Consider the following 22,966-nt stretch of genomic DNA (forward strand, 5'->3'; position numbering starts at 1 on the left):
TCAACATTGACAGTCCGTGGCCGACGTGGGTACGTTTCGCCCCTTTTGCTGCTTAGTCGAGTTCGCCCAGACGCCACGCGTTGGCGGCGTGCTCAAGGTCTTCGGCGGTCTTCACCAGCTGATGTGAGTTGCGCGTGAGCTTGCTCGCGTGGCCCTCGTTGCTGTGCTCCGCGCCATCTGCGAGAGTAGCTTGGCCGAGCGCCACGACGCGGCAGAAAGCAGCGGAACGTTCCAGCGCGACGTCGAACTCGCCGTCGAACGCTCCCGACAGAATGGCGTCAGCCATGGTCTTCATTTCGTCGGCTCCCGGCGGCTCGGCAGCACCGGCAACCACGTTGGCTACCTGCGCCGTGTCGCGGCCGGCCCTGAAGTAGACGGAGATTCGCTCAGGGTTCTGGATGGTGGCGGCGCGGAGGGCGTAAAGCCGCCAGAGCGCTCCGGGGAGGCTTCGGGCGGGGCTTTCGGCCCACATCTCGGCGATCGCTTCGAGGCCCTGTTCATCGGCCAGCTTCACCAGTCGGCGGGTGACCTTGGGGTCGTCGCTGTCGCGGCCACGGCGCACCAAGGCCTGTGCCGCGAGGTGGGCGGCCTCGGAAACGCGCGCGGGGTCTGCCCCGCCTGCGAACGGTTCGAAATCGATGGGCGCGAAGGGCTTGGGCTTGTGGTGTCTGTTTGCTCCGCCGTACGCAGGTGGTCCTGGCTGTTCGCTCATGAGTTCACCGTACTCCTGTGCTCTGGTGGGGTCGAGTAACGGTTGCCGGGCCGCGCTGTTGCTGGCGGCGTGCCTTCAGCACCTGCTTTGCGCCCGCTCTGGACCCGACACGCCGCTGGCGCCGCGCGCCGCCGTCGAGCGTTCACCCAAAGAAGGTGACGACGGCGCACGTCACGTCGAGTTCCTTGTCTGCGTTGACGTTGGGGTACAGTATTCATGGCTGTTTCTACAGCTGGAGGGGCCTTTAGCTCAGTTGGTAGAGCATCGGACTTTTAATCCGTGGGTCGTGGGTTCGATCCCCACAGGGCCCACCCTCCAAGACAGGCCGGAGACCTTGAGTCTCCGGCCTGTTTTTTGTTTCCCGGTCAAGGCACACGCCCTGACATGCCTGGGTTATGCTATTCGATGGATTAACTAATGGGCGAAGGGATTCGGGGCGTGGGATTCATTGATGACGGCGCGATGGCAGGGATTGCCTTCGACGATAGCGCCGCCGACGCTCTGATCAGCGCTGCTGATTCCGCCGATCAGACTCTACGGTCCTAAGGTGGCTTCCTGGGTGTCGCTACGGATTATGCAATGGAGGACTTCAAGGGCGGCTATGCGACCTTGTTCGCCAACGCTTTGGCCGTCCGGGCCGATGACCGGGGCCGTCTTGCCGGTGTCCTCGCGGCGTTGGCGGAGGACGTCAGGCAGGCAAAGCTCAAAGCGCGGGAAGAGAAGGCCCGGCTGAAGGAACTTTCTGCCTGGCAGCAACGCGCCGACATCCGTGAACAACACTCTCAGCTTTTCCAGAGCGTGGCGAGCGATCCGATGCCCATGGAATGGTCGGTCGTTGCGCCGACGATTTCAGCGGTGTTCTCGGCGAGAGACCGGGCCCGGTTCGCCGGCGGATCGGGGGGCGCAACCAGCTCGGCTGATCCTGGAAAGCTGCGCGAATTTGTAGCCCAGTCCCGCGCCTCCACGAACATCCCGGAAGCGGAGCTGGGCAGAATCCGGAACGCGTGGAGCGGTTTCACCTCAGCGTGTTCATGGGTGAACAGCGGCAGTGTCACGTTCGTGTCCGGACTCGAGCAACTGCTGACGGAGAACTCTGCTGACGCGACGTGGCTTGAACAGATCGCCGCGGCCTTCGAAACAGCCGGCGCTGGCACCATGGCTGACACCATGCTCAACAGCGCCCTCATACAGTACGCACCACCGGGGCAAGTCGGTTTGAACGACATCGGGGCACTGAACGTCGATCAACTAAAAGCGTGGCTCGCCGTGCCTGCAAACAAAGACCGACTACAAGGGCTCCTGCAACAACCTGGCCTGGACCCCGTCGTGATAGCAAAGTGGTGGGCCGGTCTCGGCCACAAAATGGTCGGCCGGGCAATTGAACCCGGCGGGGCTCAGTTGCTCCTGATCGAGGCCCTTCCCGGGGTTATCGGGAACCTGAACGGTGTCACCGCGACGGCCCGGAACCTCGCCAACCGGAACCGTCTCATCACCGAGCAGGACCGCATCAACGCCGAACTGGCCAGGACGCCTCAACTCCTGCGCATCAGCACCGGAGAGTCGATAACTAACCCGGCCTGGACGCAGCTGCAAACGCAACAGCAGGCTCTTAACGGCATCCGTGCGGCTCTTGTCAACGCTGGAGTGGCGGGCGATGCTGTCCTGCTCGGATTCGACCTCACCCACGGCTCACCGAAAGCGCAGGTCTCTGCGGGTAATCCCGATACGGCTGACAATGTACCCGTACCGAAACCAACCCGTTGGACCCTGGTCTCATCCGCCTCTACGCCAATCAGAACGGCGGACACCTCGTGTCCTACTTTGCAAACATCGAGGGTTCCGGCCTGGAGATGGACAGTGCCTGCATCGCCGGGGATCAGCACGAAATCTACAAAGAGCTTTATCCCGAAATTTACGGGACCCCTTCCAGTCCCAGCTCCTCTCCGTCTGTTAATTAGGCTGTCTGGTGCGCCAAAGGAGCTGCCTATGTCGCCTCGTGCTGGCGTGTGGGCTGTGGAACGGTTTCAGAAAAGAGTGAACCATATGCCCCATGAACCCAAGGCCCGTCTAAAGACCAGCCGCATTCTCGCCGCGTTAGTCTGCGCGGCCGTTGCGCTGAGCGCCTGCACACCCACCACGGAGAACCCCATGACCGGCTCAAACAACAGCGATCCCGCAACCGTCAAAGCCCAGGTCGAAGAACTCAAACAAGCCCTCAAGGATCTCCACGCGTTCAAAACCGAAACCCAGAAAGCCATCGGGCCCCAGAAATGGGTCGATAAGGGCACTCGAAACAGCGCCTGCAATGCAGGTGATGGCAGGGAGGGCGTGAACTACAGCGTCATGAGCCAAACCATGGAAACCCTCGACTTGGAGGCTTCAACAAAAGTCGTCAAAACGTTGTGGGAATCCAAGGCCTTCACCACCCGCACCGAATCCAACCCGTTGGACCCTGGTCTCATCCGCCTCTACGCCAATCAGAACGGCGGACACCTCATATCCTTCACCGCGAATGTCAAAGGCTCCGGCCTGGAAATGGACACTGTCTGCATCGCCGGAGACCAAACCGCAATCTACAAAGAGCTGTATCCCGAAATTTACGGCCCCCCTTCCAGTCCCAGCCCCTCTCCGTCAGCGAAGTAAGCAGTTCGGCGCGCCAAAGGAACTGCCTATGTCGCCTCGTGCTGGCGCGGGGCCTGTGGAACTTTTTCAGAAAAGAGTGAACCGCATGACCCATGAGCTCCGGATGAGACTGAAAACCTTGCGCGTGACTATCGCTTTGTTCTGCGGGGCAGCTTTCTTGAGCGCCTGCACACCCACCACGGAGAACCCCATGACTGGCTCAAACAACAGCGACCCCGCAACCGTCAAAGCCCAGGTCGAAGAACTCAAACAAGCCCTCAAAGATCTCCACGCGTTCAAAACCGAAACCCAGAAAGCCATCGGACCCCAGAAATGGGCCGATGAGGGCCTCAGAAACATCGCCTGCAATGCAGGTGATGGCAGGGAGGGTGTGAACTACAGCGTCCTCACCCTCACGTCCGACCCCGTCGACCTTGAATTGTCAGTAAGCGTGGTCAAAGCGTTCTGGGAATCGAAGGGCTTTACCACCCGAGTCGAAACCAACCCCAGGGACCCAGGCCTCATCCGCCTCTACGCCAATCAGAACGGCGGACACCTCGTGTCCTACTTCGCCAACATCGAGGGTTCCAGCCTGGAAATGGACAGTGCCTGCGTCGCCGGGGATCAGCACGAAATCTACAAGGAGCTTTATCCCGAAATTTACGGGACCCCTTCCAGTCCCAGCTCCTCTCCGTCTGTTAATTAGGCTGTCTGGTGCGCCAAAGGAGCTGCCTATGTCGCCTCGTGCTGGCTTGTGGGCTGTGGAACAGTCTCAGGAAGAGTGAATCGCATGTCCTATGAACCCAGAGCCCGTCTAAAGACCAGCCGCATTCTCGCAGCGTTGGTCTGCGCGGCCGTTGCACTGAGCGCCTGCACACCCACCACGGAGAACCCCATGACCGGCACAGCCAATCCCAGCGATCCCGCAACCGTCAAGGCCCAGGTAGAAGAGCTCAAACAAGCCCTCAAGGATCTCCACGCGTTCAAAACCGAAACCCAACAAGCCATCGGACCCCAGAAATGGGTCGATAAGGGCACTCGTAACATGGATTGCAGAACCTCCGACGGGCAAGACGGCGTGAACTACAGCATCCTGACCCAAACCCCTGACCCCGTGGACCTGGAAGCATCAGTAAGCGTGGTCAAAGCGTTCTGGGAATCCAAGGGCTTCACCACCCGTACCGAAACCAACCCCAAGGAACCGGGCCTCATCCGCCTCTACGCCAACGAGAACGGCGGACACCTCGTGTCCTACTTCGCAAACATCAAAGGCTCCGGACTGGAGATGAACAGCGCCTGCATCGCCGGAGATCAGCACGAAATCTACAAGGAGCTTTATCCCGAAATTTACGGGACCCCTTCCAGTCCCAGCTCCTCTCCGTCTGCTAACTAGGCTGTCTGGCGCGCCAAAGGAGCTGCCTATGTCGCCTCGTGCTGGCTTGTGGGCTGTGGAACAGTCTCAGGAAGAGTGAACCCCATGTCCTATGAACCCAGAGCCCGGGTAAAGTCCAGCCGCATTCTCGCCGTGTTGGTCGGCGCGGGCATTGCGCTGAGCGCCTGCACGCCCACCGCGGAGAACCCCATGACCGGCTCAAGCAATCCCAGCGATCCCGCGACCGTCAAGGCCCAGGTAGAAGAGCTCAAACAAGCCCTCAAGGATCTCCACGCGTTCAAAACCGAAACCCAGCAAGCCATCGGACCCCAGAAATGGGTCGATAAGGGCCTCAGAAACAGCGCCTGCAATGCAGGTGATGGCAGGGAGGGTGTGAACTACAGCGTCATGAGCCAAACCATGGAGACCCTCGACTTGGAAGCTTCAACGGACGTGGTCAAAACGTTGTGGGAATCCAAGGGCTTCACCACCCGCACCGAATCCAACCCGTTGGACCCTGGTCTCATCCGCCTCTACGCCAATCAGAACGGCGGACACCTCATATCCTTCACCGCGAATGTCAAAGGCTCCGGCCTGGAGATGGACAGTGCCTGCGTCGCCGGGGATCAGCACGAAATCTACAAGGAGTTGGACAGGCAGGAAGCAAGCGCGAGTCCCTCTCCAATCACGAAGTAGAGCTGAAGAGCCCCGGCCCCTTGTTGACTCTGGGCTGGTGCAAATTTATCAATGCGAGTAGGTACGTTCAGCCAACGCGACTGGGAGTGAGCAGCCGTTGCGCAATGATGGCCGCGTGGGGACGCACCCCGGGGTCGGCGCGGGAGTGCGTGCCAATCACGGCGAAGCCGGCATCCTGCAGCCGTGCTGACATTTCCTCCACTGACCAAAAGTAGGCGGGAGTCACTGCATGCGGGAATGACTCACCCGCCGGGCCATCGAAGAAACCAATCAGGAGGCCACCGTCGGGCTTGAGGCACCGGGAGAACTCGTCCAAAACCTGGCTGATCCCAGCCGGGGGAGTGTGGATCAGTGAGTACCAGGCGAGGATTCCCGCCAATGAGTGATCCGGCGTCGGCAACTGTTCGATTGATCCGACAGCGAATTGAGCCTCGGGGCAGTTTTGTTTGGCCGTCTCAATGAACTCCGGCACCAAGTCCACGCCTTGGATGGCTACGCCCCCGGAGTGCAGGAAGGCTGTCCATTGTCCGGGCCCACAGCCGGCGTCGATAACCTTCCCGGACAATCCCCGAGCCCATGACAACACCAACTCCCTATCGACCGGATGCGTGCTGCTGATGGAGCCGAACAGCGAGATGTACTCGGCTGCACGGGCTGAATAGGCGGTTCGCACAACTCCGGACGTCATGGAACTCAGCCTAGGGATCAGTTGGCCACAGCAAGAAATCTCTTGACTCTCGCACCCGCACCACGCCAGCATGGTTTCTATAACGTTGTAAATTTGCAAGCAGACCAGGCAGCACCAGCAGACAAGGACCCACCCTTTGGGAAACCAAGACAACCCCACGGCCAAAATCACCATCGACCCCGCGTTCGTCGTGGGCCCCGTCCGGAGGAAGACCTTCGGCGCCTTCGTTGAGCACCTCGGCCGCTGCGTCTACACGGGCATCTTCGAGCCCGGGCACCCCAAAGCCGACGACGACGGATTCCGCACCGACGTCTTGGAGCTCACCAAGGAACTCGGCGTCTCCACAGTCCGATACCCGGGCGGCAACTTCGTTTCGGGCTACCGCTGGGAAGACGGAGTGGGACCCAAAGAAGACCGCCCAACAAGGCTGGATCTTGCCTGGCACTCCAGCGACCCCAACCTGGTAGGCGTGGACGAGTTCGCCAAATGGTCGGAGAAGGCCGGCGTGGAGCCCATGATGGCCGTGAACCTGGGCACTCGGGGAACACAGGAAGCCCTGGACCTGCTGGAGTACTCCAACATCAAGGGTGGAACCGCCCTATCCGAAAAGCGCAAGGCGAATGGCGCCGTCGAGCCTCACAACATCAAAATGTGGTGCCTCGGCAACGAAATGGACGGTTTCTGGCAGATCGGCCACAAGAAGGCCGGGGAGTACGCGCGGGTCGCCGCTGAAACAGCGCGGGCCATGCGCATGGTCAATCCGGACTTGGAACTGGTGGCGTGCGGAAGTTCGGCGCCCTCCATGCCCACATTCGGCGAATGGGAGCGCGTGGTCCTCCACGAAACCTATGAATTGGTGGACCTGATCTCGGCGCACCAGTACTTCGAGGACTTTGGCGGCCTCCAGGAGCACCTGTCTGCCGGGCATCGGATGGAGGCCTTCATTAAGGATTTGGTGTCCCACATCGACCACGTGAAGTCGGCAACAAAATCCGAGAAGCAGATCAACATCTCGTTCGATGAGTGGAACGTCTGGCACATGTCCCGGGACGAGTCCAAGGCACCCACCGGGGATGACTGGCCGGTAGCGCCGGTGCTGCTGGAGGACCGCTACACCGTGGCCGACGCGGTGGTGGTGGGTGACCTGCTCATCACGCTGCTGCGCAACACGGACCGGGTGCACTCAGCGAGCCTTGCCCAATTGGTCAACGTGATCGCGCCCATCATGACCGAGCCGGGCGGCCGGGCACGGAAGCAGACCACGTTCCACCCGTTTGCGCTCACTTCGCAGAATGCCTCGGGCACGGTGTTGAACCTCGCCGTCGAATCCCCGCGCTTGGACAGCAGGAAGACATCGGGCTTCACGTCTCTGTCGGCAGTGGCGACCTTTAATGCAGAAGCCAAGGAGGCCGTCGTCTTCGCCGTGAACCGCTCGGCGACCGACGTGCTGACGCTGGATGCCGCCGTCGGAAGCTTGAACCCGGCGCGGATCATCGAGGCCGTCACCTACACGAACAAGGATCCGTACTGGCAGGCGACAGCCGACGATTCGACGTCGGTGCTGCCGTCCGAAAACGTCAGTGTAAAGCTCGACGGCGGTGGTCTCACCGCTGAGCTTCCGGCCGTGAGCTGGAGCATGATCCGGCTCGCAGTGGAATCCTAGGACAGGCCCGGGGCAACTAGGCGATCTGCTGCGAACCGTCCCGGAAGATTGGGTACGGCGAGATCTGTGTGACTGTGGCCGTAGGGGTGGGCTCCGGTGTCTGCGTGGCAGGTGCCGGAGCGGGTTGGTCCACGGTGACAATCTCCATGGATTCCATGTCCAGGAGGCGTCGGCTCCCGGTGTCGTCCTGAAGCCAGAAAAGGTCTGTCCCCGCTACGGTCTTGACCACGGTGCCCCGGTGATAGAGGCGGCCGTTGTGCCACGCCTCGATGTACTCACCAGTGCTCAGCGCATGCGGCGCCTCAGCGGTCCCCGGCATCGTGCCGAATGCCTGCGCCAGGCTGGCCTGTGTTTTCAATGCTTGGAACAGGTCCCTGTTCGCGATGGTCATGTTTGCTCCCCTCAGCTCTCGCCGTCCGATAGCCCCAGCATTCCGCATGTTTGTTGCGGGCGCGTTGCAAGTGGATGAGCGATGTGTGACGGGTGGAAGCTCAGGAATGGAGATCATCCCCTGGAGATGATGGAAGACCTCTTCTGCCGCCTCATCTGCAACGATGTATTCCATCACCCGCATGAAAGGAGCACTTTGATGGCCGTCACCATGAACGACGTCGCCCGCGCTGCCGGAGTGTCATTGAAGACTGTCTCCAACGTCATCAACAATTACGAGTTCATCCGGCCAACCACCAAGCAACGTGTCCTGGACGCCATCGATGAGCTTGGTTACGAGACAAACCTGACGGCCCGCAGCCTCCGCTCCGGCAAGACCAGCATGCTCGGTTTGGTCCTGGCGGACCTCTCCATTCCGTTCTACGCAGAGCTGGCCTCGGACATCATGAAAGCGGCGTGGGCCCGCGGCTACCGGGTGCTGGTGGAGCAGTCCGGCAACGAGGCCGACCATGAACGCGCAGCACTCCAGGGCCAATTCCGGAGCCTCACCGATGGCCTCCTGTTCATCCCCCTCGCCCTGGACGCTGAGCAGATCATCCAGGCTGCGGGCGCCAAACCGCTGGTCCTCCTGGGCGAATTCGTGCAGGACCCGCGGCTGGACATGGTCCTGATCCAAAACCACCAAGCGGCTGCAGCGGTGACCAGCCACCTGCTGGCGGCAGGCCGCCGTCGGATAGCTGTTCTTGGTGCGAACGACGGCGATACCACCGGCAGCAACGGCCTTCGCCTCAGCGGGTATCGGGCCGCGCTCGCTGCCGCCGGTGTTGAGTATGACCCGGCGCTGGTGGTCGGATGCGATTGGCGGCGCGACGGCGGTGCTGACGCCATCGCCCGTTTGCTGGACAGCGGGGTGGCTTTTGACGCTGTCTTCGGGCTCAACGATGCGCTTGCTTTGGGCGCACTTCATGAGCTTCTGGTGCGCGGTAAGGACGTTCCCGGCGAGGTGGCGGTTGCGGGCTTCGACGACATCGACGAGGCGCGGTTCGCGTCGCCGTCGTTGACTACTGTGGCGCCCGGCCGCACGGAAATCGCGGAGCGGGCCGTCGAACTCCTCATTGAACGCATCGAAAGCAAAGATGCCGTGCTGAAAGTCCAGCAGCCGGAGGCAGCGTTCGAACTCCGGGTCAGGCAGTCCGCGCCGTAGGCCGTTAGTGTTTTAGGAATGAACGTGATTCCCGCTGAAGTCGTCACCCCTGCCGTCATGATCGACGTTGATGTTCTGGACCGGAACATCGAACGCATGGCATCGAGCATGCTCAGCCGGGGACTCAGGCTTCGCCCGCACGTGAAGACGCACAAGACGCTGGAAATTGCCCGGAAACAGCTCGCGGCCGGAGCCGTGGGCATCACTGTGGCCACCATTGGCGAGGCCGAGGTGTTCGCCGCGGACGGCGTGAAAGACATCTTCATCGCGTACCCGCTCTGGGTTGAAGCGCCGCACGCGGAACGTCTTCGCGCCTTGGCGGCACATTGCCGGCTCGCGGTCGGCGTGGACTCGGCGGAAAGTGCGACGGCGATGGGTGGCCACCTCGGCGCGGACGCCGGAAGTATTGAGGTACTGATCGAAGTGGACAGCGGGCATCACCGCAGCGGCGTCCTGCCGGACGAGGTGGTGGAAGTTGCCCGGGCAGCCTCCGCGGCGGGACTGGCCGTCTCTGGTGTTTTCACGTTCCCGGGCCACAGTTACAAGCCCGGCATGCCCACAGGTGCGGCGGGCAACGAGAATGAATCGTTGGGCCAGGCCGCCGAGGCTTTGACCCATGCCGGCTTTGACGTGAAGACCATCAGTGGGGGATCCACGCCCACTGCCCTGATCTCCGGTGATTCCGCAGCAACCGAACTGCGTCCCGGGGTCTACGTGTTCGGCGACGCCCAGCAGTTGGAATTGGAGCGCTGCGGCTGGGAGGACATCGCCCTGACCGTCGCCGCCACCGTGGTGAGCCGGCACGAAGCCCGCGGCGGCAACGTGCGCCGGGTCGTGGTGGATGCCGGCAGCAAGATCCTGGGCAGCGACCGCCCGGACTGGGCCACCGGATACGGAAGGCTTCCCGACTACCCCGAAGCCACGGTGACTGCGCTCTCCGAGCACCACGCCACGGTTGTTTGGCCGGAAGCCTCGGAGTTGCCGCCCCTGGGCGCACGGCTGCGGGTGATCCCCAACCATGTGTGCCTGACCATGAACTTGGTGGATGAGGTCACGGTAGTGATAGACGGGGCCGTGGTGGAGCAGTGGGCCGTGGCCGCTCGGGGTCGGAACAACTAGACCCGGACGGCGCTCACCGAATTAGCACACAAAAGCTTTACCAAATAAACACCGTGTGACAGAGTGTCATCAAACAGCCTTTGGTACGTTTCGTTTGATGACTGGAGTACCCCATGACCGCTTTTTCCGAGGAACTCAAAAGCCATACGGCGGCAGCCCATGAGCATGCCGAGCAGGCTGGATTCGTCACGGAGTTGCTGAACGGCAAGTTGGAAGCCGGTCAGGTGGCAGCCATGCTGCTGCAGAACTACGTTATCTACCGGGCGCTGGAATCGGCCCTGGAAACCAATCCGGACCCTCGCCTCGCACCCTTCGCTGACCCTGCCCTCATGCGGGTTGAGGCTCTGGAAAAGGACTTGGCGGTGCACTACGGCGATGACTGGGAGGCGAGGCTCGCAGCGGGCGAACTGCATGTGACGCCTGGTGCCAGGGCGTACGCTACCGAGCTCGCAACGCTCGGCCCGGGCTCGGCCACATATCTCCTGGCTCACCACTACGTCCGTTATCTTGGTGACCTTTCGGGTGGTCAGATCATCTCGGCACTTGTACAGCGGCACTACGATCTCAGTCCTGAAGGTCTCAACTTCTACGCGTTCGAAGGCATTGAGAAGATCAAACCGTATAAGGACTCATACCGCAGCCACTTGGATGAGGCTGCTTTCTCAGACGATGAGAAGCGGGAAATCCTCCACCATGCCGAGGTTGCTTTCGAAACCAACCGGCGGGTGTTTGTGGACCTCATGGAGCATTACGTGAAGCTAGACCGCGGTTTGCACGCTGTTGAACAGGGTGTGGAACTCCCGGTTGTGGTAAACCAGCGGAGCTGAACCGGTGGGGTTGGGCCGGATGTCCAATACCCTCGCTGCCAGTAGCACTGAGCCGCCCAGCGGTGCCCGGTGAATGATTTCGCAGCGGAGCGCCCACTGGGCCTCCCTGAGCAGGGGCTCTCCTGTGGGCAGCAGTTCCCAGTCCATGGCGGCGGTGAAGCGCTCGGCTGTTGGGTCCGCGAAGGCCCGCGCGAGATCCAGCTGATCGGCGCCGACGAGGTGGACCACAATTGCCTGCGCGGCTGCAATGAAGGACGCTGAGCGACCACCCGTTACGGAGAATGCGAGGGTGGCCGGATCCACCGCCACGGATGCCACTGAGGATGCCGTGAGCCCTACCGCCCCTTCCGGCCCGCTCGCCGTCACAACGGCAACCCCCGCTGGATGGGCGCGGAACGCAGCCCGGAACAGTTCGCCGACCGGTGCGGGTGGCAGGGACTGGGAACGGGTCATTAATACACCTCTGATGGGACTGGCTGGTGGTGGCGCCGTTCTTGGAGCGCACACCGGAATAGATGCTAGGACCTCAACTTATGTTGAGGTCAATTCGGTGGAATCCGACCCCCGCCTGTGACGCTGTGGAAACGTGGCCGAAACTTCCGCTCCTTACGCTGATCACCATCTGTCCTTAATGTGCCCAGGTCTCAGGAGAATCGATGCATCTTTTGCCCCGCGAGCAGGAGAAACTCATGATCGTGGTGGCCGCAGACTTGGCCCGGCGCCGCCAGGGACGCGGGCTGAAGCTCAACTACCCCGAGGCTGTCGCCATCATCAGCTACGAGCTCATTGAAGGTGCCCGCGACGGCCGGTCCGTTGCCGAACTCATGAGCTACGGAACCACCGTCCTCCGCCGCGAAGATGTGATGGAAGGCGTTCCTGAGATGATCCACGACGTCCAGATCGAGGCCACTTTTCCTGACGGCACCAAGCTCGTCACCGTCCACAACCCCATTCGATAGGAGCCCCATGATCCCCGGTGAATACAGGCTCCAGCCAGAATCCGTCGCGTGCAACAGCGGCCGTGAGGCAATCGCCGTCGAGGTTGTGAACCGCGGTGACCGGCCCGTGCAGGTTGGTTCGCATTATCACTTTGCCGAGGCCAACAGGGCCTTGGAATTCGATCGCGAAGCTGCCTTCGGCCGCCGCCTGGACATTCCCGCTGGCACGGCTGCGCGCTTTGAACCCGGCGACCGTAAAACGGTCCAGCTGATCGACCTTGCGGGTTCCCGCGAGGTCTTCGGCCTCAGTAACGCAGTCAACGGAAAGCTCGACGGCGGAACTGCCGTAGCCGGGGAACCCCGCCCGGGCGTCGCAGCGGAAAGGGACCACCAGTGAGCTTCGAGATTCCCCGCAAGCAGTACGCCGAACTGTACGGCCCGACCACCGGTGACGCCATCCGCCTTGCCGACACCGAACTGTTCCTCGAAATCGAGAGGGACTACACGGTGTACGGCGAAGAAGTGGTGTTCGGCGGCGGCAAAGTCATCCGGGACGGCATGGGCCAAAACGGTCAACTCACCCGCGCGGAAGACATCCCGGACACCGTGATCACCAACGTGGTGGTCCTGGACTACACCGGTATCTACAAAGCGGACGTTGCCTTAAAGGACGGCCACGTCTTCAAGATCGGTAAGGCAGGCAACCCGCAGATCACCGACGGCGTGAACATCGTGATCGGCGCCAGCACGGAAATCATCGCGGGTGAACGGAAGATCCTCACAGCCGGCGGCATCGATACCCACATCCACTTCATCTCCCCGGAGCAGGTCCCCGCGGCGCTCTGCAATGGCATCACCACGATGGTTGGCGGCGGCACCGGCCCTGCCGAAGGAACCAAAGCCACCACCATCACGCCCGGAGCCTGGCACATCTCGCGGATGCTCCAGGCCGCCGAGGGACTCCCCGTCAACATCGGCCTGTTCGGCAAAGGCCACGCCTCCGCCGTCGAGCCCCTCGCGGAGCAGATCCGCGCAGGTGCGGTGGGGCTGAAAGTCCATGAGGACTGGGGATCCACCACCTCCTCAATCGACATGTCCCTGCGGGTTGCCGACGAATTCGACGTTCAGGTGGCCATCCACACCGACACCCTCAACGAGTGCGGCTTCGTGGAAGACACCATCCGCGCGATCGACGGCCGCGTCATCCACACCTTCCACACCGAAGGCGCAGGCGGAGGCCATGCCCCGGACATCATCAAGATCGCCGGGCTGCCCAACGTGCTTCCCGCATCCACCAACCCCACGCTGCCGTACACCAAAAACACCATCGAAGAGCACCTGGACATGCTCATGGTCTGCCACCACCTCAACCCGGACATCCCCGAAGACGTGGCCTTTGCAGACTCCCGCATCCGCGCTGAAACCATCGCCGCGGAAGACGTCCTCCACGACCTCGGAATCTTCGCCATCACGTCCTCCGACTCCCAAGCCATGGGCAGGGTTGGCGAAGTAGTGACCCGCACCTGGCAGGTTGCCGACGCCATGAAACGCCAGCGGGGCGTCCTGAAGGATCCCTCCGGAACCACCCACGGATCCGCCGAATCGGACAACTTCCGGCTCAAGCGCTACGTAGCCAAATACACCATCAATGCCGCCATCGCCCAAGGAATGGCAGACGTGATCGGCTCTGTGGAAGAAGGCAAATTCGCCGACCTGGTGCTCTGGGACCCCGCCTTCTTCGGCGTTAAACCCGAGCTGGTCATCAAGGGAGGGCAGATCGCCTACGCACTCATGGGCGACGCCAACGCCTCCATCCCCACACCGCAACCCCGCACCATGCGGCCCATGTTCGCCACGTACGGCAAAGCGCTCCAGCAAACATCCATCACGTTCCTGTCCCAGGCCGCCATCGACGCCGGAGTGCCCGCCGAACTGGGCCTCGAACGCATCATCAAGCCCGTCTCCGGCATTCGCAACCTCACCAAAGCGGACCTGAAATACAACGGCGAAACCCCGGACATCGCCGTCGACCCCGAAACGTACAAAGTGACGGTCGACGGCGCCGAAGTCACCTCCCAGCCCTCCGAAGTACTGCCCATGGCGCAGCGCTACTTCCTCTTCTAGGAGCCACCTTGATCATCGAAAAAATCCTGGGCAACCTCCACGAACAACCCGCCGACTACGCAGGCCACCACAAAGAAAAGGTGGTGCTCCCCAGTTCCCTGCTGGTCAAACGCATCCAACGAGTCACCACCGACCACGGCAAAGAACTCGGCATCCGACTCCCCACCGGCACCGGAGACCTCCGCGACGGCGACATCCTCGCCATCAACGACAACAACGTCATCATCATCTCCGTGCTGCCCACCGACGTCCTGGTCATAGGGCCGCGGAGCATCCACGAAATGGGCGTCGTGGCACACTCACTAGGCAACCGGCACCTGCAAGCACAATTCTTCGACGCATCATCCGAATACGGGGCCGAGGTCATGGTGTGCCAGTACGACCACACTGTCGAGGACTATCTGAAGAGCGTCGGCGTCCCCTACAACAGGCAAGAGCGGGTCATGCCGGTGCCCTTCCGCCATGCTGAGCATTCGCACTAATACCGCGGCAAGGTCGCGTACCGGGGGCGACTGTGGCTGGGGCGCCGCCCCGGATTTTGGGCCGTGCCCGTCCCCAGCCGCTCCCAACCTTCGCAAGCTCAGGTCGGGGCCCTCGCCGCAGTGGGCCCCCCGCGTGGCCCTCCACACCGCGGCCCAAAAATCCGGCGCGGCTCCGGCTTTTCACCTCACCTTTCGGAGCGACTCATGACCTCCTATCAGCTTGCTCTTCAACAGTTGACCGACTCCGCGTTGCCTACGGGGGCTTTTGCTCATTCTCTTGGGTTTGAGAGCTACATCGAGCGTGGGCTTGTTCGGGATGAGGGGTCTTTTGGGGAGTGGTTGGGGGCTTTTGTGGGGCAGCAGTTGGTTTATTCCGATGGGTTGGCCCTGCGGTTCCTGTATGAGGGCGTGGATGTTGGTTTGTTGGATGGGGTGTTGTCTGCGCAATTGTTGGCCAGGGAGGTTCGGGAGGCTTCACTCAAGATGGGTGGGCGGTTGTTGGAGATTGGTGGGGAAGTGTTCCCGTCGTTCGAGTTGGAGGAGTATCGGGGGCTTGTCCGGGCGGGGAGTGCCGGGGGGCATCAACCCTTGGCTTTTGGGGTCATTGCGCGGTCTTTGGGGGTTCCCTTCGAAGCAGCCCTTGCTGCCTATGTGTTTGCCACGGTCACTTCGCTGACGCAGAACGCCGTGCGAGCCATTCCATTAGGGCAGAACGCCGGGCAACGGGTACTTCGGCAGGCGCACGACGTCGTTGCTGCCGCCATCAAGGATGTAGCACGGCTGTGCTGGGACGACTTCGGGGCCGTGAGCCCCGGACTGGAAATTTCACAAATGCGGCACGAACGGCAACGCGCCCGCATGTTCATGAGCTAACTAGTGCAAAGGACAAAAAACATGACAGAACCCATCAAAATCGGCGTCGGCGGGCCCGTCGGAGCCGGCAAGACGCAACTCGTGGAACGCATCACCCGGCACATGAGCGGCGACATCTCCATGGCCGCCATCACCAACGACATCTACACCATCGAAGACGCCAAAATCCTGGCCGCCAACGGCATCCTGCCAGAGGACCGGATCATCGGCGTCGAAACCGGCGGCTGCCCCCACACCGCCATCCGCGAAGACACCTCCATGAACACCGCAGCCATCGAGGAACTCAAAGCGCGGCACCCGGACCTCCAGGTCATCTTCGTCGAATCCGGCGGCGACAACCTCTCCGCAACCTTCAGCCCCGAACTCGTCGACTTCTCCATCTACATCATCGATGTAGCCCAAGGCGAAAAAATCCCCCGCAAAGCCGGCCAAGGCATGATCAAATCCGACCTCTTCATCATCAACAAAACAGACCTCGCGCCCCACGTCGGAGCGGACCTGGCCGTCATGGAGCGGGACTCCAAGGAATTCCGCGGCAACAAACCGTTCTGCTTTACGAACCTGAAGACGGACGATGGCCTGGAGGAGGTCCTCAACTGGATCCGCCGCGACGTCCTAATGCTCGACTTGGCGTCGTGACAGTGCTTTCCCGCTCGGCGGTCGGCGAAAGTCCGGCGGCTACACCGGGTGATAGGGGCCGTGCCCGTCCCCAGCCGCTCCCAACTCTCGCAAGCTCGAGTCGGGTCCCTCGCGGTAGTGGGCTCCCCGCGCGGCCCGCCACGCCGCGGCCCCTATCACCCGGCTCCGCCGGCTCTACGGGTAACCCACCCGCGGGCAACAAGCCCGCCACGCCGCCCCTTATATCCGGCTTCGCCGCCGCAGCGATCCAGTCACCTTGCGGGGGTGACGTGTGAGCACGCACTTAGTGGTCTCGAGCATCGACTCCAGTCCTTGGGGGAACGTGGGGCCTGACTCCACGTTGGCCTTGGGCGAAGGGCCGGTTCGGGGGCGGTTGGAGCTCGGGGTTTCTGTGCGTGGTGGGAGGTCCGTTGCTTCGCGGCAGTTCCATGAGGGCGCTTTGCGGGTGCTCAGGCCGCACTATTTGGACCGGTCCGGGCAGCTCTGCTATGTCATGGTCAATCCTGGTGGGGCCTATCTTGGGGCCGATCTGTTCCTCATTGATGTGGAGGTTGAGGCCGGGGCGGAATTGTTGTTGACCACGCAATCGGCCACCAAGGTTTATCGGACTCCGGGATCGTTCGCTGAGCAGCGGATGAACATCAGGCTGGGGGAGGGTTCGCGGTTGGAGCTGATGCCGGACCAGTTGATTGCGTATCGGGAGGCGAGTTATCGGCAGAATTCGCACATCAGCCTCCACCCGACGTCGAGCCTTGTCATGGCGGAGGTGGTCACGCCGGGTTGGTCCCCGGACGGCGCATCCTTTAAGTACGAAGAGGTGCGGCTGCGCAACGAGATCTGGGTCGAGGACCCAAACGGTGCGAAGTTGTTGGCGCTGGACAACCTCCTGCTCCGGCCACCCCTCAACGACGTGACGGGGATGGGGTTCATGGAGGGCTTCAGCCACGTGGGCTCGTTAGTGGTGGTGGATCCACGGGTTGATCAAGCGCTCGCGGATGACCTGGCCCGGATAGCCGAGGATTTTGCCGCCTACACCGGCGTTTCTTTGACCATGACTATTGCCGGGAGTACCGGGCTTGTGCTGCGATCGTTGTCGAACAGCACTGAGGAACTCAACCATTTGCTGGGTGCCTGCACCGGCGTTCTGCGCGAACGTTGGTACGGTCAGGCACCCTTGAACCTGAGGAAGTACTGATGACTGCGCTGACCGAGTTCGCCACCATGTACCGGGAGCGGGACACGTTGTCCCTGCGGACGCGGCTGTTGTTCACGTTCGGTGCCGTGGCCGCGTTGCACCTTGCCGCCGTCGTGCTGTTGCTGGCCGGTTCCGCAGGTGCGGCACAACCGCTGGCGCTGGGGCTGGTGATCACCGCCTACGTGGCCGGCATTAAGCACAGCTACGACTGGGACCACATAGCAGCGATCGACAACTCGACGCGCAAGTTCGTGGCGCAGCACAAGGACCCCGTGAGTGTCGGTTTTGCCTTCAGCCTGGGCCACAGTTCTGTGGTGATCCTGGCGGGGTTGCTGGTGGTGGCCGGCGCTACGCTGATCGGGCAGTTTATGGAGGACGGCACCACGGGCAACAAGGTGCTGGGCCTGATAGGAAGTGGAGTGTCCGGGCTGTTCCTGCTGACGATGGGGCTGTTCAACGGATCAGCGTTCGTGCGGGCCACGCAGGCGTACCGGAATGTGCAGGCTGGCGGCGAGGTCCGTCCCGAGGACCTGGAGGCGAAGGGCTTCGTGGCCCGGCTGCTGGCCAAACCGCTGTCCAAAGTGGAGCGGCCACGGAACATCTACGTGATCGGCTTCCTGTTCGGGCTGGGGTTCGATACCGCCACCACCATCGGGCTGCTGGTCATCACCACGACGGCGTCCCTCGCCGGGGTCTCGCCGCTCGCCTTGATGGCGCTCCCGCTGGCCTTCACGGCCGCCATGACGTTGTGCGATTCAGCCAATGGCGTGGCCATGATGAAGATGTACAAATCTGCCATTCACAACCCGCAGCGCAAACTCGGCTTCAACGCCGTGATTACCGGTATCTCAGCTGTCTCTGCGCTGTTCATCTCCGTGATCACGCTGGGCGGTTTCATCAACGCCGCGTTTGAGCTCCAAGATCCCATTACCACCTGGCTTGGGGGGATTGATCTTGGCGACGCCGGTCTGATTCTGGTGGGGTTGTTCGTGATGGTCTGGGCCGTCTCCGCATGGCGAGGGCGGAGTGCCAAGAGCCGGAGCTAGGAAACTGCCACCGCGTTGAACAACTCGGTGGTGTCCACGCCGAGGTCCGGGGTGTCCAGCACGTTGGTCAGGAACACCACGCAGCGGTCCTGCTCGGGCAGCATCCACCACTCGGTTCCGGACCAGCCGGGATGCCCATAAATTCCTTTGGCCAGGAGTTCGGATTCGTTGGCGGGCATCTGGAAGCCCAAACCGGTGTGCCGTGCCGGTGCGGGCCGCGTGGTGATAAATGGTACGCCCGTGGTTCTCGGCCGACGCATGGCCGCGAGAGTGTTTGGATGGACCGCCTTCCCGGAATCCCGGAGCAATTCCGTGCCAAGGTTGAGCAAATCCGTGGCCGTTCCGAACAGCCCCGCCCCGGGGTGCCGGTTCTTGAACATGGCATCCACGGTCAAGCCGGCCGCGTCAGTACCGTGGACGGTATGCGGGTTGCAATCGCTGCCGAACGTGAGGCCGTTGGCGCCGGTATCGCTGGCCAGGGCGAGGACCTGGTCTTCGAACGCCCGCCCATCGGCCCACTCGGCCATGGCCGCTGCGCCCTCGAACGCGATGTTGCAGTACTGGACCAAGGAACCTGCGTAGAAGGTTTGCCCCGCGGCGGTGAGTGCCTCGCGGAGGGGGACTCCGTCGTCGAGTTCCGGATCTGTGATGCCGGACCGGTGGCTGAGCAATTGCTCCAGCGTCACGGTGTCCGTACGACCTGAACCGAAGGCCGGGAGGAGATCGCCCAGTGAGCTGCCCAGCGACAACTTCCCACGTTCCACCTGCCGCATCACGGTCAGGGCGCTGATGGGCTTGGTCACTGAGAACAGCGCAAAGTGATCGTCAGCTGTGGCTTGCCTGCCGGCGTCGGCCCCGAACGCCACAACGTCCTCGATGCCCTGGCTGGAGGCGACTCCGAGCACCGCAACGGGCACGCGTCCACCATCAACCTGCTTGCGGGCCCAGTCTGCTGCCGGTCCTGAGTGCACCATCGTTGTGTCACGCTTTCGCTTGGGGGTTTGTGATTCGAATCTATCGTGGCCGTCTGAAGAAACTTGGCAGCATCTGTAACCGTGGCGCCCCGGCCGGAAACTATACAAGTATCCTGTGCAGTTCAGGGCTCTAATACCAGGGGGAAAATCGTGCTTTCAGAGCGCGAATTGGCGTTCATCGCCATTCACAAGGACAGCTATCCATCCGTGTTCAGGTTTGTCCGCAGGCGGGTGGAATCAGTGGAGATGGCTGAAGAGATCGCCGCCGACGTTTTCCGGGTCGTCTGGCAAAAGTGGTCGGATGATGCCCGGCCCGACGTCGCCTACTTGCTGACCGTTGCGCGCAACTTGGTGGGCAATGCCTACCGCAGCCGCGATCGGCAGCAAGCCCTGCAGGAAAAACTGCGCACGACGGCGGTGGAACGCTATGGCGATCACTCCGAGAACGTCGCGGTACAGGATGCGATGGATCGTTTGCGGGTACAGGACCGCGATATTTTGCAGCTGGCCTACTGGGATGGCCTGGGCACCACTGAAATCGCGCGGGTTCTGCAGTGCAGTGAATCCGCCGCCAAGGTCCGTCTGCACAGGGCACGGACAGCTTTCCGGAAGCAGATGCCTGCCGGTGCCGAAACGACTACACAGAAGATGGGAGTCTGAGATGGATTCGATCAAGAGCCAGATTTCCGCGATCGACCCGCTTGCGAACCAGCCAACGGAGGTCAATTCGGAAGAGGCTTTGGCGCGCATGCTCACTGGGCCGCGCGTCTTCAGCGACAACAATCCGACGGCCACCGTAGTGTCCCTTGAGGACCGCAGGCGCCGTAAAGCGAGGATTGCGGGTGGGCTGCTGCTCGGTGCTGCGGCCGTGACGGCAGGGGTCCTGGTGGCGGCCAACTTCGGCCCGCTCACAACTGCTCCCGCCCCGGCGGTGAGCGTCAACTCTTCTGAAGCGACGCCCACCCCGAGTGCCTCCGTATCGCCTACCGCCACGCCGTCGGTCACCCCCACGCCCTCGTCCACCCCGGAGGCGACTCCAACAACCGCGCCAACCCAGGCGCCGGCTGCCACCGTCCCCGCAGCGGCCACCACCGCGCCGGTAGTCCCGCCGGTGCCGACGTCGCAGACGTTCACGTTCCCGGACGGGCATTTGTCCTTCACATACCCGGTGGGGTGGAGTGTCCGGGCGGAACAGGGGCCCTTCGATCCGCCCGGGACCGCGGAAGCCTCGCGGATCGTGACTGTCTTCGATGGCGCTGGGGCAGAGGTAGCCCGCATCTTCAATGGGAACTACGCGGATGGGACGGGCGGCTTGGTGGATCGAACCATTCTGGACCGGGCTCTTGTGCCGGGAGTTCGGGATAACTCGGGTGGGAGCGTGGAGTTCGGGTTCTCCTCGAATCAGGCGCAGTACATCCCCTATGAAGGGCCTGCCTATGAGGGCATGCCGTCACCTCGTACCGGCCCTGCGGATGGTCCCCCAACGTACATCATGGACGTGCGACTCTCCTCGGAGCTCAACGCTGGAATCAGCTCTTCCGGTACCAACCAAGTCCGCGTTCCTAACGGCATCATGAGTGCTTACGCGGTTTTCGATCCCGCCAAGCAACCAACTTTCGCCACTCCCGGAGCGGCCAAAGCCTGGATGGGCAGCACCCAGTACGCGCAACTGAAGGCGATGTTCCTGAGCCTGAGCTACAAATAGGCCCTACTTGGGGTGGGGTTCACAATTCACTGTGCTGATGCATGATGCTGGATAAAAATGTTATGCATCCGTCCATAACAAAGCGGTTGTGACTTACATAGGGTTGAAGAGATCTGCTTCACACCACGCAGTGCCCCGATCTATCCCCAAGGATGAGTTTCAACGATGAAGAGCATCGCCCTCCTGCGCGAACGAGCCACCCGTGTCATGCCCACCGGGTCCCACTGCCCGGCGTCGGGACTGTGGAGCCCGGACTCCGATCCCGATGCCGTTCAGGTCTTCCCTGAAGGCCACCTGCTGCCCGCCCACAACGGCGTGGCAACGGTATGGCGGCGGCGGACTGCCGCCGAAGTTTCAGCATGACCAGCACCATCCTGAACCGGCCGGCGGATTACCGCCACGTCCCGGCCGCGGAATGGTCCGAGCTCAGCAGCGGTGATCCTGTGTGGATCTACGACGTCGCGTGGGGTGCCGGGACGGGTCGCGTCGACGACGTTTCCAAGCACCAGGAACTGCTTTGGGTAGTCCTCGAGCCGACGGGCCGCAAGCTGATCTGCGGGACGGACGACGTTGAGGTCTGGTCCGTCTAAAGACCCGCCGAGATGGCACATCATGACAATTTCTGAGCGGATGATTGTCATGAAGTGCCATCTCGGTGTCAGTTAAGGCGCCGGAACCAGAGCGCTGGGCGAGCCTGTCTCCACCCGGCCCGTGGGGCCGTCCGGCAGCCCGGTTTCCGGGTCTACCCTGAAACTCACCACGGTGTTGGACCGCTCGTGCGCCACGTACAGCCAGCTATCCGTCACCAGATGGTGGCGGGGCCAGTCGCCGCCGCTCGGCACGTCCGCGAAGGGCTCGATTTCGGTGCCATCGGCAGACACCTTCAGCACGCAGATCCTGTTGGATCCCCGCACACCCACATAGGCGAAACGGCCATCAGGGGATAGCGCGATTTCCGCTGCGGAGTCACCGTCGAACGGTTTGTTGACGCTGGCCGGAACCACAGCGGTGAGCTCGTAGGTGCCGTCCGGTTGTGTTCGTATGCCCGCTACTTCAATGGAGTATTCCGTATCCACCAAGACGGTCCCGCTGTGATGCCGGGCCATGTGCCGTGGGCCGGAACCTTTGGGCAGGATCACGTGATGGTCCGGCAGCAGCCCCTCGCCCGGCGCATACTTCCACACACGGACCAGGTCATGTCCCAGATCGGTGGTCATCACACGGCCGTCGGGAAGCATGAGGCTGGAGTGCGCCCGGCTGGGCCGCGCTGCGTCCGTAGGGGCCGGAGAATGGGGGTCGACGGCGACTTCCGCGCTGGTGCGCGAGCTGATGGCGCCGTCGTGGTCTAGTTCGTAAAGGACAACCTGCCCGTCGCCCCAGCTGGTGGCCACTATGAAGCGGCCGTGTGGATCCACCGCGACGTGGCAGGTGGCGTCGCCGGCTGGCCAAGGCTCGCCGAAGGACTCGAGTTCCGCTTCGCCTGACCGGCGGTACGCGCGCACGGTCTTGCCTTCCTCCGCAACGGCGTAAAGCACCGGAAGCTTCGGGTGCCAGGCGATGAACGACGGTGAATTGGCTTCCACGGCCAAGCCCACGGAAGTGAGTTGGCCGTCATTGTCTGCTGCCAGGACGGTGATGCCCTTGCCGTCGCCGTTCCTGTCCGCCGTGTAACAGCCGGTCCAGATCAAAGCACCCAC

Annotated in this window: 27 protein-coding genes and 1 tRNA gene; 22 read left to right on the forward strand and 6 right to left on the reverse strand. The window is 62.2% G+C overall.

The window, feature by feature from the left end; genetic code table 11:
* Nucleotides 1-52: 52 nt before the first annotated feature.
* Nucleotides 53-712: a hypothetical protein gene (locus BLW08_RS18680; protein ID WP_090823979.1), complete on the reverse strand. Its 660-nt coding sequence runs from the start codon at nt 710-712 to the stop codon at nt 53-55.
* A 238-nt stretch (nt 713-950) separates the two neighbouring features.
* Here BLW08_RS18680 and BLW08_RS18685 point away from each other — a divergent pair.
* The 6 genes from BLW08_RS18685 to BLW08_RS18705 all read left to right on the forward strand — a co-directional run bounded on the left by BLW08_RS18685 (nt 951) and on the right by BLW08_RS18705 (nt 5,402).
* Nucleotides 951-1,023 (forward strand) — tRNA-Lys (locus tag BLW08_RS18685).
* A 106-nt stretch (nt 1,024-1,129) separates the two neighbouring features.
* On the forward strand, nt 1,130-1,258 hold the full coding sequence (locus BLW08_RS24295; RefSeq protein ID WP_302846919.1) for a hypothetical protein: 129 nt from the start codon (nt 1,130-1,132) through the stop codon (nt 1,256-1,258).
* A 33-nt stretch (nt 1,259-1,291) separates the two neighbouring features.
* Complete coding sequence (locus BLW08_RS18690) at nt 1,292-3,355, forward strand: hypothetical protein (protein ID WP_091327049.1); 2,064 nt, start codon at nt 1,292-1,294, stop codon at nt 3,353-3,355.
* Between the two features lie 190 nt (nt 3,356-3,545).
* The gene (locus BLW08_RS18695) at nt 3,546-4,040 is read left to right on the forward strand and encodes a hypothetical protein (protein WP_091327052.1); all 495 of its coding nucleotides are present in this window, start codon (nt 3,546-3,548) and stop codon (nt 4,038-4,040) included.
* Nucleotides 4,041-4,124: 84 nt separating this feature from the next.
* On the forward strand, nt 4,125-4,727 hold the full coding sequence (locus BLW08_RS18700) for a hypothetical protein (protein ID WP_091327055.1): 603 nt from the start codon (nt 4,125-4,127) through the stop codon (nt 4,725-4,727).
* An 84-nt stretch (nt 4,728-4,811) separates the two neighbouring features.
* Nucleotides 4,812-5,402: a hypothetical protein gene (locus tag BLW08_RS18705; protein ID WP_091327058.1), complete on the forward strand. Its 591-nt coding sequence runs from the start codon at nt 4,812-4,814 to the stop codon at nt 5,400-5,402.
* Between the two features lie 67 nt (nt 5,403-5,469).
* Here BLW08_RS18705 and BLW08_RS18710 read toward each other — a convergent pair whose 3' ends face one another.
* Nucleotides 5,470-6,090 (reverse strand): class I SAM-dependent methyltransferase, encoded by a 621-nt coding sequence (locus BLW08_RS18710; RefSeq protein ID WP_091327060.1) that lies wholly within the window; start codon nt 6,088-6,090, stop codon nt 5,470-5,472.
* Between the two features lie 136 nt (nt 6,091-6,226).
* Here BLW08_RS18710 and BLW08_RS18715 point away from each other — a divergent pair, with 136 nt between their 5' ends.
* Complete coding sequence (locus BLW08_RS18715) at nt 6,227-7,753, forward strand: arabinosylfuranosidase ArfA (RefSeq protein ID WP_091327063.1); 1,527 nt, start codon at nt 6,227-6,229, stop codon at nt 7,751-7,753.
* Nucleotides 7,754-7,769: 16 nt separating this feature from the next.
* Here the strand turns inward: BLW08_RS18715 and BLW08_RS18720 are convergent, their stop codons facing one another.
* Nucleotides 7,770-8,144, reverse strand: coding sequence for a hypothetical protein (locus tag BLW08_RS18720; protein ID WP_091327064.1), 375 nt, complete (start codon nt 8,142-8,144; stop codon nt 7,770-7,772).
* 198 nt (nt 8,145-8,342) lie between these two features.
* Here BLW08_RS18720 and BLW08_RS18725 point away from each other — a divergent pair, with 198 nt between their 5' ends.
* The 3 genes from BLW08_RS18725 to BLW08_RS18735 all read left to right on the forward strand — a co-directional run bounded on the left by BLW08_RS18725 (nt 8,343) and on the right by BLW08_RS18735 (nt 11,293).
* Nucleotides 8,343-9,347 (forward strand): LacI family DNA-binding transcriptional regulator, encoded by a 1,005-nt coding sequence (locus tag BLW08_RS18725; protein ID WP_091327431.1) that lies wholly within the window; start codon nt 8,343-8,345, stop codon nt 9,345-9,347.
* 18 nt (nt 9,348-9,365) lie between these two features.
* Nucleotides 9,366-10,466, forward strand: a complete 1,101-nt coding sequence (locus tag BLW08_RS18730; RefSeq protein WP_091327067.1) for a D-TA family PLP-dependent enzyme — start codon at nt 9,366-9,368, stop codon at nt 10,464-10,466.
* A gap of 113 nt (nt 10,467-10,579) precedes the next feature.
* On the forward strand, nt 10,580-11,293 hold the full coding sequence (locus tag BLW08_RS18735; protein ID WP_091327069.1) for a biliverdin-producing heme oxygenase: 714 nt from the start codon (nt 10,580-10,582) through the stop codon (nt 11,291-11,293).
* On the opposite strand, the gene BLW08_RS18740 is transcribed toward BLW08_RS18735, so the two are convergent.
* The gene (locus tag BLW08_RS18740) at nt 11,225-11,746 is read right to left on the reverse strand and encodes a flavin reductase family protein (RefSeq protein ID WP_091327072.1); all 522 of its coding nucleotides are present in this window, start codon (nt 11,744-11,746) and stop codon (nt 11,225-11,227) included. The genes BLW08_RS18735 and BLW08_RS18740 overlap by 69 nt on opposite strands.
* Nucleotides 11,747-11,949: 203 nt before the next feature.
* On the opposite strand from BLW08_RS18740, the gene BLW08_RS18745 reads away from it, so the two are divergent.
* The 8 genes from BLW08_RS18745 to BLW08_RS18780 all read left to right on the forward strand — a co-directional run bounded on the left by BLW08_RS18745 (nt 11,950) and on the right by BLW08_RS18780 (nt 18,590).
* Nucleotides 11,950-12,252: an urease subunit gamma gene (locus BLW08_RS18745; protein ID WP_091327075.1), complete on the forward strand. Its 303-nt coding sequence runs from the start codon at nt 11,950-11,952 to the stop codon at nt 12,250-12,252.
* A 7-nt stretch (nt 12,253-12,259) separates the two neighbouring features.
* Nucleotides 12,260-12,628 carry an urease subunit beta gene (locus tag BLW08_RS18750; protein WP_091327078.1) on the forward strand — a complete coding sequence of 123 codons (369 nt, stop codon included), beginning with the start codon at nt 12,260-12,262 and terminating at the stop codon, nt 12,626-12,628.
* Nucleotides 12,625-14,355, forward strand: a complete 1,731-nt coding sequence (gene ureC, locus BLW08_RS18755) for an urease subunit alpha (RefSeq protein WP_091327079.1) — start codon at nt 12,625-12,627, stop codon at nt 14,353-14,355. Before BLW08_RS18750 ends, ureC begins: the two co-directional genes overlap by 4 nt.
* Nucleotides 14,356-14,363: 8 nt before the next feature.
* The gene (gene ureE, locus BLW08_RS18760; protein WP_091327081.1) at nt 14,364-14,837 is read left to right on the forward strand and encodes an urease accessory protein UreE; all 474 of its coding nucleotides are present in this window, start codon (nt 14,364-14,366) and stop codon (nt 14,835-14,837) included.
* A gap of 204 nt (nt 14,838-15,041) precedes the next feature.
* Entirely contained in the window at nt 15,042-15,710 is a 669-nt protein-coding gene (locus BLW08_RS18765; RefSeq protein WP_090823948.1) for an urease accessory protein UreF, read from the forward strand.
* Nucleotides 15,711-15,731: 21 nt separating this feature from the next.
* On the forward strand, nt 15,732-16,349 hold the full coding sequence (ureG, locus tag BLW08_RS18770; RefSeq protein ID WP_091327086.1) for an urease accessory protein UreG: 618 nt from the start codon (nt 15,732-15,734) through the stop codon (nt 16,347-16,349).
* A 322-nt stretch (nt 16,350-16,671) separates the two neighbouring features.
* Complete coding sequence (locus BLW08_RS18775) at nt 16,672-17,544, forward strand: urease accessory protein UreD (protein WP_175538773.1); 873 nt, start codon at nt 16,672-16,674, stop codon at nt 17,542-17,544.
* A complete protein-coding gene (locus BLW08_RS18780; RefSeq protein ID WP_090823943.1) occupies nt 17,544-18,590 on the forward strand; it encodes a HoxN/HupN/NixA family nickel/cobalt transporter in 1,047 nt (348 codons plus the stop codon). Before BLW08_RS18775 ends, BLW08_RS18780 begins: the two co-directional genes overlap by 1 nt.
* Here the strand turns inward: BLW08_RS18780 and BLW08_RS18785 are convergent.
* Entirely contained in the window at nt 18,587-19,564 is a 978-nt protein-coding gene (locus BLW08_RS18785) for a serine hydrolase domain-containing protein (RefSeq protein ID WP_090823941.1), read from the reverse strand. The two genes, BLW08_RS18780 and BLW08_RS18785, sit on opposite strands and share 4 nt — an antisense overlap.
* A 168-nt stretch (nt 19,565-19,732) precedes the next feature.
* Here BLW08_RS18785 and BLW08_RS18790 point away from each other — a divergent pair, with 168 nt between their 5' ends.
* The 4 genes from BLW08_RS18790 (at nt 19,733) to BLW08_RS18805 (ending at nt 21,859) form a co-directional block, all read left to right on the forward strand.
* Complete coding sequence (locus BLW08_RS18790; protein WP_254779968.1) at nt 19,733-20,224, forward strand: RNA polymerase sigma factor; 492 nt, start codon at nt 19,733-19,735, stop codon at nt 20,222-20,224.
* 1 nt (nt 20,225) lies between these two features.
* Nucleotides 20,226-21,269 carry a hypothetical protein gene (locus BLW08_RS23950; RefSeq protein WP_090823938.1) on the forward strand — a complete coding sequence of 348 codons (1,044 nt, stop codon included), beginning with the start codon at nt 20,226-20,228 and terminating at the stop codon, nt 21,267-21,269.
* 165 nt (nt 21,270-21,434) lie between these two features.
* Nucleotides 21,435-21,632, forward strand: coding sequence for a hypothetical protein (locus BLW08_RS18800; protein ID WP_090823937.1), 198 nt, complete (start codon nt 21,435-21,437; stop codon nt 21,630-21,632).
* Complete coding sequence (locus BLW08_RS18805; RefSeq protein ID WP_090823933.1) at nt 21,629-21,859, forward strand: hypothetical protein; 231 nt, start codon at nt 21,629-21,631, stop codon at nt 21,857-21,859. Before BLW08_RS18800 ends, BLW08_RS18805 begins: the two co-directional genes overlap by 4 nt.
* 72 nt (nt 21,860-21,931) lie before the next feature.
* Here BLW08_RS18805 and BLW08_RS18810 read toward each other — a convergent pair whose 3' ends face one another.
* Entirely contained in the window at nt 21,932-22,966 is a 1,035-nt protein-coding gene (locus tag BLW08_RS18810; protein ID WP_254779969.1) for a lactonase family protein, read from the reverse strand.

Origin of the sequence: Arthrobacter sp. cf158, from assembly GCF_900106835.1 — a bacterium.
Classification (GTDB): Bacteria; Actinomycetota; Actinomycetes; order Actinomycetales; family Micrococcaceae; genus Arthrobacter.